We start from the raw sequence: 13,269 nt of genomic DNA, 5'->3' as shown, positions 1-13,269 counted from the left end.
TCGCCACGCGATAGCAGCTTGTCGGTTTAATCAGCCGATTGGGCGTTAGCCCCGGTTCCGCTGCCACTAAACCGGGGCTAACGCCCAATGGCACTCACTTTGACGTTGGTTCTTCTGGATCGTTGGGTTTACTTTTCTTTCTTCGTTTCTGGAAGTGGGTGGTTTTGGGGCGGCGGGCGTAGGCCTCGCGTGGATAACTGCGGCCTGGGCGGTTGGGAAGCTTTTGCTTTGAGGCGTAGTGCAGCACGCGATCCAAACGTTCGATCCAACGACCGGGGTCACTGACTTCAATCCCCTGCAGCATGTGACGGTAGACAGACCACACGCCCGTAAAGCTTAATTCGCGGGGCTCACACTCGGCAATCACTGCGGCTTGGCGACGCAATTGGGTCGCTAAATTGTACGCTACCATCGACAAGGCGAACTCTTTGAGAAACATCTCCTTCGACTTCGCTCGGATCTCTTCGGTACCGATTACCAGTTTGATGTTGCGGATATCGACTTCGATATCGTTGCGTTTCCAGTACAGATCGCGCAGTTGCTTGGGCGTCGCATCGATATCCTCGACGAGGTAGAGGCTCTCTTCCCCGATCTTCAATTCATGGATCATCGCCGCTATGACACAGTCGGATGGGAGGTCTGGATTGGTTACTCGTTCCTTGGCCGAAGGAGTCCAGGACACCCGGTAGCTTTTCGAAGTGGCTGTCGAATGGATTAGCTCTGCCCGCTTCCGAATTCGATTGAATCGATCTTTCTTTAGCCGTAGAACAAAATTGTGTCCATTCAAATGGGCATGATAAGCAGTCGAAAATATTCCGAACCCAGCGTCGGCCATGATGATGGATTTAGCCGGGAGTCGCTTCATGAGAGTTTGAGCAAGCCGAGTTTCTGAGACGGCGTTTGGGCCATACATAGCTCCAATCTCCTCAGGCACTGCTGCCCCCGAGCTGAGTTCATGTGCGAAAACCACATACGCGATTGGCCACACACTTTCGCCGTACTGGTTAGAGGCGGGTGGGTAAGCGGCCTGAAGCTCGGCCACTGGAGCCAGTGTAAAGGTCGTTCCATCGATCAAGAACACACGCCGGTCACCCCATGTCGGCGCCGTCGAGTTAACGATCGACGACGCGACACGCTCTTGGAACCAATGAGCTGCCTTCAAGCTGAGCCGATGTCGTGCATCGCTGTAACTGCTGCTCTTCGTCGAAAGCGAACCCTCACGAAGTCGCTTGTTCGTCTTGAGTTCCGGGGGAGCCGTTGCGATAAAGTGGAGAACGGCATCTCGCAGACTCGCCTTGGGGTTGAGGCGTTGGAAGAGCATCAGCCACAGAACTACACTTGTTTTATAGACGGCCGCTGGCCCAAGCTCTTCAAACACATCGGCATCGCCGATGTCCGTCCACTGTTTGAGCAGTTCGAAAGCCGCACTAAGGTTCTGAGTTCTTGCATCGCTCGACATGGAATGGCTTTTTCTGGCAGTCAAAAGAAAACCAAACCGCTAGCGCAAATTCAGTGCCAATCGCATGTGGTGGGAAGGGAAATGTTACTGGAATGTGAAAATGAGTGCCATTTGGCTAACGCCCAAACGGCTAATGCAAGAAAGCTCGTTGTGACTAAACCGCCACGCGATAGCGTCCGGTTGCCAGAAGAACCAGCCGCACCCGCGTTGCGGCTGATTTGCGTGTACGCCAACTATCCGCAAGTCGCTTCACGCATGCTGTCCCCGCTGCCCATCGCCCCTTGCATTGTGGAGCTGCCTGCGAAAAGTTAACATCGATGCGTCGATTAGTGGCTGATCGGTCCCAAGGCGAAACTTCAGCCGGTATCGCGAGACCTCCTCAATCGCACTTCAGATTCCTCGGCGAAGTGGTGCTAAACGGAGTCTCTTTTGACGCTGGCCGACTTACCTCATTATTTAAGGAAATCATGGATTCATCTCAGCCGAACAATCCGCTCCACGGCATCACGTTAAAAGCGATCCTGGAGTACTTGGTTGCCGAGTATGGTTGGGAACGGTTGGGAGACCGAATTCAAATCCGTTGCTTCCAGAGCGATCCGAGTATCAGCAGCAGTTTGAAATTCCTGCGTAAAACCGAATGGGCCCGAACCAAAGTCGAGCGACTGTATGTGAATTCGATCAGCTACGACCAGCGGAAGGGAAAGAAGAGCGAGCCTGCACCGAGCGTCCCGACACCGACAGAGAGTGTTTGGGATCGGGCCCGCCGAAGTTAAAGAAGCCCGTCCAGCTTGGACGCAGCGCCATTCAGTTCCGCGTTCCGCTGCCGTGATCGAAACCTTCAAAACGCCCCGGCGATTCTAAAGCCCCGAGATCTGCAGACGGTAGTCGAAGCGAAGGTCTGGATGCACCTTGTCGATTGCCTTGTCGATCTTCTTCAGTTGCGTGGCATAAAGGTTCGCGCTGACGCGGCAATCGCCAAAGCTGATCTGCTTGTCTTGAATCCGCCGGCAAAAGTGAATCCGCACATGCAGCTCCGTCTCCTTGTTCCCCGAGAACCGTAGCGACTTGTCCATCCACCGAACCACCTTGCGAAGCGTCTTCTTGTGGATCCGTCCTGGGGTGTTGAGTTGCAGGTCGATCTCGCTGCACAGCTCGTTTGCGTAACCGATCTCGTCATCTGCTTTCATCAACAGATAGGTCAGCAATTCTTTGCTCTCGACTTTGAACTTGGCCAAGCGAAGACAAACGTCCAGCAATTCGTCTTGTTCTAGCTTGACGAGCTCCTTCTTCAACTGGCTGATCGTGGCAGCTTTCATGATGTCTCGATTGGGAAAGCAAACGGCTCCGGACTAAAAATGAACGAGAGATGCCAGCCTAACCGGCAACCGCTGATCGAGGAACCGCAGGCCGGCGGGAAACAACTGCACGCCAAACGGTCACTTGAAGTGGCCTTGCGACTCCGTTGGCGGGAGCCACTCGAACCTCAGTCTAAATAGCTCCAGTCGCAGCCCGCCGTGGTAAAATGATCCTGTGAACGGAGGCGCCGGACTAGGCGTCGTTTTCCTTGCAGACGACGAAGTGTGTAGCTAGACTAGTGCTTTGTCAGCCTTAGGAATTGGGGTTTCCTGAATTGGAAGAATCCGGGAGTTTGTGGGTCGATTGCCCCACGAGTCACGGAGGATTCGATGATTAAGAAGTATATCGTTCGGCTTTCGGATACAGAACGGGAAGAACTGACGGCGATTGTAAAGAAGCTGAAAGGCTCCTCGCAGAAGGTACGGCGGGCGATGATCCTTCTCAAAGCTGACACGGAAGGACCTGGCTGGAGCGACGCCAAAATCGCGGAAGCTTTGGCGTGTCGGATTCAGACCGTGGAGAATCTTCGCAAACGTTTGGTGACCGAAGGGTTCGATACGGCGCTGCACGGGAAACCGCGTTTGAGCGCCCCGCGAGAGAAGACGCTTGACGGAAAGCAAGAAGCGAAAGTGATCGCCTTGCGGTTGGGGAAACCTCCCAAAGGGTTCGCGAGTTGGTCGCTGCGTCTGTTGGCAGACCACGTGGTAGAACTGGGGATCGTGGACTCGATCAGCTACGAAACCGTTCGCCAAACGCTTAAACAAACGGCATGACCAATCGCAAGATCCAGTATTGGGTGATTCCACCCGACGCCGACTCCGAATTTGTAGCGTGCATGGAAGAAGTCCTAGATACCTACGAAGAACCGTATGATTCGGACTATCCCGTGGTGTGCATGGACGAACAGCCGGTCCAGCTTCACAAAGAGACGCGAACGCCGATCCCGGCGACCCGCAATCATGCTCGACGCGTCGATTACGAGTATGAACGGTGCGGAACCGCCAGCGTGTTCATGTTCACCGAGCCGCTGGCCGGATGGAGAGAAGTCACCGTGCGTCCAAAGCGAACCAAGGTCGATTGGGCCATCGAAATGGAGGCACTGCTGACGACACGCTACAAAAAGGCGAAGAAGATCATCCTGGTATGTGACAATCTCAATACCCACACCAAAGGCGCCTTCTACGAGGCCTTTAAGCCAGAAAAAGCCCGTGCCTTGGTTCGTCGCATCGAGTTCCGTTACACACCCAAGCATGGAAGTTGGCTCAACGCGGCTGAGAACGAACTCAGTTCAATGACGCGGCAGTGTATCAACGGTCGTCGATTCGCGACGATTGCGCCGCTGAGAAAGGAAACACAGGCGTGGTCCTCACACTCAAACAGAAGACAGCGTGGCGTTGACTGGCAATTCCAAGTCAAAGATGCGAGAACAAAACTAAAATCCCTCTACCCCAAAATCAAAGCCTGACAAAGCACTAGTCATCCTTTTTTGCCGCTCCACCGGCCTCATCCACGCTCACTTTGGCTGCCCGCCGAAGTTGGCTCTACGAACTGAAACAAACCTCATGAATCAACGATCGACCGCTTGGATCGTCACCTGCGCCCTGCTGTTTTTGGCATCGTCGCTGCTCGCCCAAGATGCTGCCGACCAGCCGCAGCGTCCCGCTTTGGAGTACCAGCGTTGGAGTGGGGCGATCAATGTTCCCGACCCCGTCGCGATCAGTGTCGACGATCAGGGACGCGTTTATGTCACACAAACCCGACGTCGAAAATCACAGGATCTGGACATCCGCGCCAATCGAGACTGGATTCCCGATGACGTCGGCTTCAAAAGCGTTGAAGACAAGCGGCAGTTCTACCATTCCAAGCTTGCCATCGGTGGCGATGACAAGCAGCAGAGCAAACATGTTGGTGATCTAAATAAGGATGGCCATCACGACTGGCGCGACTTGACGGTGATTAGCGAACGGATCTTCCGCCTTGTCGATTCCGATCGCGACGGCACAGCTGATGAGATTACGACGTTTGCCGAAGGGTTTAACACCGAAGTCACAGGGATCGCGGCGGGAGTGATGGCGCTCGATGGCGACGTCTGGGCGACGATCGCTCCCGACGTTTGGAAGTTGAACGACGCGGATGGCGACGGGGTTGCCGATTCACGTGAGATCATGGCGACGGGTTTTGGGCTGCACATCGCTTACGCCGGTCACGACATGCATGGGCTGACTCTGGGCCCGGACGGCAAAGTCTATTGGTCGATCGGTGACAAAGGAATCAACGTCACGACAAAAGAAGGATTGAACATCGCGTATCCCAACGAGGGCGGCGTGATGCGGTGCAATCCCGACGGCAGCGATTTCGAGGTCTTCGCCCACGGCCTGCGAAACGTGCAGGAGTTTGCCTTCGACCTATATGGAAACATTTTCGGGATCGACAACGATGCCGATCAACCGGGCGAACGCGAGCGGTTCATCGCGATCGTCGATGGAATGGATGCGGGGTGGCGTTGCCACTACCAGTATCGCGGCAGCGATTACAACCCTTGGACCGATGAGAAACTTTGGCAGCTCGCCGAAGACCAACATCCGGCCTACATCATTCCGCCGATCAGTCACTACATCGATGGTCCGGCGGGTTTCAAATTTAATCCCGGCACCGCGCTCAGCCCCGCCTATTACAACCACTTCTTCGCAACCAACGCGCCGCGTGGACATCAGTATGCATTCCGTGTCGAATCCGACGGGGACAGTTTCCGGATGATCGATGATCATGAAATCGGCTCCGGCAACGCGATCGTTGGACTGGCGTTTGGTCCCGACGGAGCCCTCTACGGTGCCGACTGGGATGGCGGTTATCCGTTAGACGAGAAAGGCTCTGTCATTCGCATCGATGTGCCCGGTGCCGATCTCGCCGTTCGCGGTGAAGTGCAGAAGTTGCTTGCCGCGGGCTTCGATGGGCGGGAAGTGGATGAACTAGTTGCCTTGTTGAGTCATGCGGACATGCGTGTTCGGATGGGGGCCCAGTTTGCGCTGGTCGAAAAACAACAAGCCAAGAGGTTGCAAAGCCACTTGAGCTCGCAATCAGTCGATCAACTGGCAAAGCTCCATTGCGTCTGGGGCTTGGGACAACTGGGCCGCTCCGGTGACAAGACGGTCATCCCGGCGCTGGTCGATGCGTTCAGCGATCCCGATGCAGCGGTTCGCGCTCAAGCTGAAAAAACGATCGGTGAGATTCGCGACTCAGGCGATACCGATGGGACCATTCCGGGGCTTATCGATCTGTTGGACGATGCGGATTTGCACGTCCGCGTCAACGCGGGCCTTGCGATCGCACGCCAGCCGAGTCCAACTGCGGTCGCGCCGCTGTTAAAGCAAAGCGGCCTGCTGAATACGGACCAGCATTACCTGCGGCATTCGCTTGTGTCTGCCTTGGCAGCTTCGGCTAGTGATTCCCAATTGGCCGCCCAAGCTGACAACCAATCCGAGATGACGCGGCTTGTCTGCGTCCTCGCTTTGCGTCGCCAAGGGAGCCCAATGGTCTCCGAATTCTTAGCCGATCCATCGGCGTGGGTTTCGGCCGCCGCCGCCCGTGCGATCCACGATGACTTGTCGATCGAAAACGCTATGTCCGACTTAGCCGCTGCTCTTGATGGCTCTGCGAAACGTGGCGAACCCTTTGTCCGCCGAGCGATCAATGCAAACTTTCGCTTGGGCACCGCTGCAGCCGCCAGTCGGTTGCTCGACTATGCGTCGAACAAAGAGCACCCGGTTGAGTTGCGAGTCGACGCGTGCAATGCGCTCAGTCAGTGGCTGGCGCCGCCCGTGCTCGACCGCGTCGAAGGAATCCGCCGCGACTTGAGCGTCGATTCCCGCACATTCGATCGCGTTCAAGCGGCCGCCGTGTTGGGGCAACTGGCCGCGACCGGGGAACCGAATGTTGTGGTTGCTGCAGTACGGGCGGCGAGAATGATGAACGTCGCGATCGCTCCGTCCGCCCTGATCGGCTTGCTCGAAAACGAGAGAGCACTGACGGAACTGAGGGTCCAGGCCCTTAGCTCGATCGTGCAGATGGATCATGAATCGGCAAAGGATCTGTTGGTCGCCAGCGCCGATTCTCCCGACACTGCACTCAGCATCTACGCGATCGAGACACTTGCCGATCGCTACCCATCCGACGCGTTGGCGATCTTGGAACGCAAGCTGCAGCAAACGGACGTCATCGCCGTGAAACAAGCTTGCATTGCGGGGCTCGGGAAAATTGCAAACCGCGATGCCGATGCGATCTTGCAGCAGCTGGCCTCACAACTACTGGACGGAACATTGCCTAGCGAGTTGTCACTGGACGTCTACCAAGCGGTCCAAGCTCGAGCCGAAGATGCCGCGCCGATGCGTTCGATTCAAGAAAGCCTATCTCGCCAGCAAACCGAACGCGCGGCGGCACTGAAGCTGGGCGACACGGCGGACCAAATTAAGTTTGCGTTCTCGGGGCACGGGGGCGATGTGGCGCGTGGGAAGCAGATATTCCAAACCAACCTGCGAGCACAATGCAGTCGCTGCCATCGCATTGGCAAACGCGGGAGTAACATTGGTCCCGAGTTGACGAAGATTGGAAAGCAACGCGATCTGAACCATCTGCTGCGGGCGGTCGTTGCCCCGAGTGCGGACATCGAACCGAAGTATTTCACTCAGGTCGTGTTACTTCTTTCCGGGCAGGCAGTGAAGGGGAGTATCAAAAGCGAAAACGACGACGAGACGATCGTCATCGATAGTAGCGGGAAAGAGATCAAGATCGCATCGGATGAGATCGAAGAGATCATCGACCAGAAGGTCTCCCTGATGCCCGATATGACCGAAGCGCTCTCGCCGCTGGAAGTGCGAGATCTCGTCGCGTTCCTCAACTCACTCAAGTAGGTCTCGCGACGCATTGCCACGACAGATGTTGGCTGTCCGTCGGGAACGCACGTTTCCTATCGTGATATCAACCGGCGTGCGCAAGCGGTTGACGATTGTGAACCCTAAGATCATTTAGACGAAAGGCATTTAGAGTTTTGGCTGTTACCAATATGAAACGGATCGATCAGAAGTTTTTCATCGCGTTGTTGGCGGTATGGATCTGTCCCGACGCCAGCGTCGCGGAAGATGCAAACGCAAGTCGCTCTGTCGTTGTCGATACCCCGGGCCTCGTCGCGTTTTGGGATTTTGTTCAGCGTGAGCCCGACGGCGGGGGACGCTTCACCGCGGTTGTCCCGCCAGGTTCACCAACCGATTATCCACTCGACGCCGCGAACTACGTCAAAGACTACTGGGGGACGGGGCGTGAGGCAACCTACGCCGATTTCCCGCAACTGGGCCGCGGTCCGTTCGGCAACGCGATCCGAATCGTCAAAGAAACCGATCCCGATTTCCGCCCCTTTCTCTACATCCCGCGATCGCGGCTGCACGACACGCCGTTGGATATCAAAGGGGATGGCAAGTCGGTCACGGTCGTCGTGTGGGCGATTCGCGAGAGTGGCAATCACGCGTTGGCTGGCATCTGGCACGAAGGAACCGACCTGAAACAGAAATCGACGGCCAGCATCGCCAAGGTGGAACGTGGGCAGCGGCAATACGCTTTGTTTGCGGGACTGAACAAACAGGGAAGCGCTTGCGGCCACGTCTCCGAGAACGGTGCAAGTTCGTTCCGAAACAAGTACGCCCTGCACAAATGCAACTCCGCCGGCCAATCCCCCGCCGTCCCAGCGGACTCACCGGCCGAGAAGCTCGACGCATCGTGGCAGTGTTTTGCGATGACGTTTGACGACGAGAAGGACGAACTGACCGGCTGGCTCAACGGCGTCTCGGGGGATCGCTGGCTGGAGAACCCGAAAAAGGACGGGCTGATCTCTTATGCGTACAAGGCGTACATGCAGGGGCACTTCGCCAAGCTGCCGGGCAAACAAGCTGGCGAAGATCCGAGCTTTCCCAAAGACCAATATTACAATCCGCCCGAAGGGGAGCCGTTGAGTGTGAAGGTCATTCGCGAGTCCGATGGCCAACGGGTGGAGCTGCGCGAGCACCGTTTCACAAAGATCGAAGTCACTCTGGAAGACGGCAAAGAAGTCGCCCGCGACCTCGTTGCACTGCGTCTGAATCCGTGGTGGTATCCGCACGGGATCTATACGCCCAAGGATGACCAAAGCGGCGGTCCCTTTACCATCGGTCGCGTCATCCACAGTTCCCGCAGCGTCGGATTCACCGGCTGGATCGGCGGCGTCGCCGTCTTCGACCGAGCACTCTCCGAAAAGGAATTGCAAACCCTGGCTGCACTGAGATGAAATCAGTAGCAGCCGGCATCTCCACCACGTGTCAACGCCCGTCGCTACCGCATGCCCGTTCAACCGACTGGAAGCGTTGTCATCTGGGACACGCGGGAACCAATGGTACTCACGCGTGTCGACTTCCCGGATGGGCGATACGCATCGATTCGGCGAATTGAGAACCGAATCGCACGCAATCTCTGTAGCTTGACTTTCGCAACGGCGTAAAGGAGCTCAGTATTCACCGATGATTTCGCCGCCACCGCGGGTGCATAGTGCTTGATAGGTTTCCATGCGAATAGTCTCCGCAATCAGCTTCACCGAACCATCGGCAGACAGAAAGTGAGTGCCCGCCGGATGGTAGCTGCTGAACGTAAAGCCCGGCGTGATTTCAGAATTCGGTGGCGTCTCCGCCACAGCGACAATCCGGCCGGGAGCGTGGGCGGCACCGGCGAACACACCTAACCAAGTCGATGGTGAGAACTGCGAATTGCGTTCGCCCACGACAAAGGTGTTGGAAAGTCCATCGGTAAAGTCGCGAAACCGCATCGATCGCTGCAAGACGAAACTCCCATTGCCAATGCATTCGCCCATCGGGCAGCCGGCGCTGGTCATCCGGATCGTCCCAAAAACACCTACATAGTTTGTCTTCGATACGTTTGTTGCCGTGAAACCGGTTGTGTAGTTCGGCATGGGCATCGGCCCTGGCTCCAATGAAAAGATCGTGTCGCCGGTGTCCGATGGGCAGATGTAGGTTGGTATCGTCGTGGTGCGAACGACGTCATGAAATGGATCGAGTAGCAACCGATCGTAATCGATCAAATTGTCCCCCACGTTCGCCTGTTCGATATAGGGCAGAGTGCGAGCGGCCCATCCCCAACCGGGCTGCCCCAGCCAATAAGGCTTCTGCGTCGTCGGATGCTGAGCGATCCACCCAGGCGGCAATGCCCCCAGCGAATCGTGGTACATGTGTAACGCGAGACCGATCTGTTTGAGATTGTTTTTGCATTGCGTTTGCCTTGCCGCTTCGCGGGCCGCTTGGACGGCTGGCAGCAGCAAGCCGACGAGGATCCCGATGATTGCGATAACGACAAGCAGTTCAACTAAAGTGAACGCTGGACGAACTTGCTTTTTTGAATGCGATAGATTCATGGTGATCTTGATTTCTATAGTTTGTATTTGGTGAGTTGGATTAGTGAGCGCACAGCTCCAGCGGCTCCGCCGGAAAACTGATTTCGCGGAGGACTCTTGTCGTGTTTGCCCGACGCGTTTTCCCGGCTGAGAGAACGAAGCCTCCTTGCAGCAATGAACGGGCGATCACGCTGCTCTTTGGCGATCGGAGCGTGATGCTGGGCGCACGTGGCACCAGGGAACCAAGTGCTTGTCCGCAGGACAGCGGCAAGCAAAGGGCCTGTCTAGTGGTGGCTAAGACGGCTGACAGAAAATCGCCAGCAGCTAATGGGCTAGGGAACCGGAGGCTCCGGCGCGCTTCGTTGCGAAACAGCATGTTCGTCGACGCAAGCAACCCAGCCGACAAGCGGGGGCTCGAAACTACTGACAGCATCGCTTGGAGAAACGTAGAGCGAAGCGAGCAGCGTCCACAGGTTCTGATTGCCACGGCACTCCGCTGCCTTCCACATCAAGATGGCAACTGGTGCCCTTGGTGAACTCACGGATTCACTATTCGAGGAACCCGCGGTTCCCGTCGTGCCGCACCCGACAGCGGCATGTGTCTTCGAACAACAAGACGGCTGCGTAGTATTTGCGACGTCGTTGGCAGAGCTCGAAATACGAGCGACAAGAGAGTCGGGAGGTCTAACGCCGTTTCGTTTCGCCCAGCGAAGCTTCTCTTGGTCCGAGTAACAGCAGCACTCGTTCCAGCAATATTCCGCCGTTGGACATCCGCAGACGCAGCTTTCGCACGGATAGCGTTCCGCAATCGCGTTATTCCGCGAGGACCGCTGAGGAACCGCAATGAAGCCGGTTAACGCAAAAATAACAACCATGGTCAGAAACCATAGAAGTGTCTGCCGGTGTTTACCGTCGCGGATGGCAAGATGGATCAAATATAACAAAACGGACAATCCCTGGGGGACAACGCCGCTCGTTCCTCACTTGGTCGATCCTACACTCAGCCATTGTACTGATCAACGGCGAGCAGCGGGCTGTGTTGGTTTGCCACACCGATAACGCATTCGAATCGAATCGTCGTTGTTCGACGAGAGATCACTGGATACCTGCATCTCGTGTGGCAAATGGTCTCATTGCGCGAGCCATCATTGATCTAAAAACTCTTTGAGACAATAATCGATCACGTGAGGAGCGAGCCGCTGACATGACTAGCGACAATCCGCTTTGTTATTACTGACTCGTATCTCTATCCGCGACGGCAAACCTAGGCAACGCCTGCTATGGCTCTTGCTGCTGATCGTGAGCTTTGCGCTCACGGGAGTTATCGTCGTCCCGCCCGCCGGTCCGCAACGCGCCGAACGCTTCCCCTGTGAACACTGTTCCTGTGGCTGCCCGTCGGCGGAGTATTGCTGGGACCAGTGTTGTTGCTATTCCGATCAACAGAAGCTTCGTTGGGCTGAACGAAACGGAGTGACACCCCCGGAATTTCTTATCGCTCGCGTTGCTAAGTCGAGCGAAACGGTTACCGCTTCAAACTGCCGTGCCTGTTGTTGCGCAAGTAAATCGGCCGGCCTTTGCAATAGCGCAGCGACGGAAGACGCAACCGGCGAAGCATCTGTCGGTACAACCGATCGCGTCACGGCAATCTTGATGTGGAAAGCTGCGAAGTGTCACGGAATCAAACACATCTGGTCACTTCTCGCAGCAGTTTACGTTGATGATAACGACACGCTGTGCGGGAACACACCTCCTTGTCTGGGATGGATCACAATCGTTGACCGCCTAGGGATCTCTCGTCCGCTTCTCCCGGATCCACCCGTTCCGTAGCGTTCTCTCGTGGCAGTTCTAGCTGTCTCTATAGCAAGTTTTTGATCGTCTGCACGTCGCCGCAAAGCGACGACGCTATAGGTCCACGCTCGCTTGCATAACTCGATACCGCTTCCACACGTGAAGAGTAGCGATAGCTCGTTCCTCACACCAACGTGGTGTTGCCTCTTTGCCGTCGAAGCGATGTCGCTGCGTGGTCGTTGATCAATCCTCAGAACGCGATTTCTGCAGGAGTCGCTGAGCGTGCGCGCCCTCTCCACTACACATATCAAATAATTCACTCCATTGAGTTTTTCCACGATGAGATACAAGATCCACTCCCCACACCCTCAAAATTCGATCCCAAAATGCTCGCTTGAATCAAAGAGCCTCGCATTGAGATGTTCGCGTCAACGAGTTCGCTGTTTTGTTCGTGCCTTCGTCTTTGCGTCGCTGTTTGTTGTGGCACCACAGGTTCACGCCGACGTGATCGTCTCTGCGGGGACCGCGGAGATTACGCTCAACGAAGGCGTGTCTTTGCCAATTTCGGTGTTCGACGCCTACTTCGACGACCTTGCCTCACGAAGCCAAGCGCTCAGCGATCCTGCCCCCGGTAACGCCGGCTTCATCGACAACGGCGGCAGCGTCACTCTCATTGATCCGATTCGACCGCATGGCGACATACCGCTGTCTGGCGATGGTCGCGCTCGTCAATCGACGACTTTAACCATCGAAGACGTCTCTGACGTGCTGGGGTCGTGGTCGCTATCCAACGACAACGGATTGTTCGTGGGTGGTTCAACATTAGGCGAGCAAATCGCGTTGACCAGCCTGCAGCGATGGACAGGACCATTCGTTGGTTCGTTGACATATGGCGACTTCGCACTCCGATACACAGGGTCGAGACTGGTGCTGACAAGCAACATTGATTTTGTCGATGCGGCCTTCGCAGAGATCGGAAACCCCAATATCGACATCGCTGGCGAAACGCTTTCGATCAGTGGCGATCTGCTCGTGGGAGAAGCACTTGCTGCGTTTGATCAAACTTCTCTTGGTGCCGATTTTGGCGACATCAACTTCACGGCGACACTCCATCAGACGGCGGCTGTTCCCGAACCATCGTCAGCCTTAATGCTAGCGGCGGGAATTGGAAGTGCGGCCCTGATGCGCCGGCGCCGACGCGCATCAGGCAATGAATCGTCGAAGTGATTTCTTGAACCGCCTG

The 13,269-nt window shown here is 56.1% G+C and carries 8 protein-coding genes; 5 read left to right on the top strand and 3 right to left on the bottom strand.

Features of this window, described 5'->3' with window-relative positions; translation table 11 throughout:
- Positions 1-94 precede the first annotated feature (94 nt).
- Complete coding sequence (locus CA51_RS11070; protein ID WP_231745945.1) at positions 95-1,483, bottom strand: IS4 family transposase; 1,389 nt, start codon at positions 1,481-1,483, stop codon at positions 95-97.
- Positions 1,484-1,926: 443 nt separating this feature from the next.
- Between CA51_RS11070 and CA51_RS11065 the strand changes: the two genes are divergently transcribed.
- Positions 1,927-2,232 (top strand): VF530 family protein, encoded by a 306-nt coding sequence (locus CA51_RS11065; protein ID WP_145120513.1) that lies wholly within the window; start codon positions 1,927-1,929, stop codon positions 2,230-2,232.
- 84 nt (positions 2,233-2,316) lie between these two features.
- On the opposite strand, the gene CA51_RS11060 is transcribed toward CA51_RS11065, so the two are convergent.
- Positions 2,317-2,775 (bottom strand): hypothetical protein, encoded by a 459-nt coding sequence (locus tag CA51_RS11060; RefSeq protein ID WP_145120511.1) that lies wholly within the window; start codon positions 2,773-2,775, stop codon positions 2,317-2,319.
- Between the two features lie 372 nt (positions 2,776-3,147).
- Here CA51_RS11060 and CA51_RS11055 point away from each other — a divergent pair.
- From CA51_RS11055 to CA51_RS11045, 3 genes are all read left to right on the top strand, one after another.
- Positions 3,148-4,280 (top strand): IS630 family transposase gene (locus CA51_RS11055; protein WP_145124122.1). Its coding sequence is split into 2 segments (ribosomal slippage): positions 3,148-3,577 and positions 3,577-4,280, totalling 1,134 coding nucleotides; the frame shifts between segments, so codons are not numbered across the junction.
- Positions 4,281-4,377: 97 nt separating this feature from the next.
- Positions 4,378-7,722 (top strand): PVC-type heme-binding CxxCH protein, encoded by a 3,345-nt coding sequence (locus CA51_RS11050; protein WP_145120508.1) that lies wholly within the window; start codon positions 4,378-4,380, stop codon positions 7,720-7,722.
- Positions 7,723-7,859: 137 nt separating this feature from the next.
- Complete coding sequence (locus CA51_RS11045) at positions 7,860-9,125, top strand: LamG domain-containing protein (RefSeq protein WP_231746124.1); 1,266 nt, start codon at positions 7,860-7,862, stop codon at positions 9,123-9,125.
- Between the two features lie 216 nt (positions 9,126-9,341).
- Here the strand turns inward: CA51_RS11045 and CA51_RS11040 are convergent, their stop codons facing one another.
- Entirely contained in the window at positions 9,342-10,259 is a 918-nt protein-coding gene (locus tag CA51_RS11040; RefSeq protein ID WP_145124120.1) for a DUF1559 family PulG-like putative transporter, read from the bottom strand.
- Positions 10,260-12,440: 2,181 nt separating this feature from the next.
- On the opposite strand from CA51_RS11040, the gene CA51_RS11035 reads away from it, so the two are divergent.
- Complete coding sequence (locus CA51_RS11035; protein ID WP_197451754.1) at positions 12,441-13,253, top strand: PEP-CTERM sorting domain-containing protein; 813 nt, start codon at positions 12,441-12,443, stop codon at positions 13,251-13,253.
- Positions 13,254-13,269: the final 16 nt, after the last annotated feature.

This window comes from Rosistilla oblonga, assembly GCF_007751715.1.
Taxonomy (GTDB): Bacteria; Planctomycetota; Planctomycetia; order Pirellulales; family Pirellulaceae; genus Rosistilla; species Rosistilla oblonga.
Note: the sequence above shows the minus strand (reverse complement) of the source record. Positions and strands in the feature narration are given on the sequence as shown.

Coding starts and splice junctions, on each gene's coding strand:
- CA51_RS11065 (WP_145120513.1), top strand. CDS start 1,927: ATGGATTCATCTCAGCCGAACAATCCGCTCCACGGCATCACGTTAAAA.
- CA51_RS11060 (WP_145120511.1), bottom strand. CDS start 2,775: ATGAAAGCTGCCACGATCAGCCAGTTGAAGAAGGAGCTCGTCAAGCTA.
- CA51_RS11050 (WP_145120508.1), top strand. CDS start 4,378: ATGAATCAACGATCGACCGCTTGGATCGTCACCTGCGCCCTGCTGTTT.
- CA51_RS11040 (WP_145124120.1), bottom strand. CDS start 10,259: ATGAATCTATCGCATTCAAAAAAGCAAGTTCGTCCAGCGTTCACTTTA.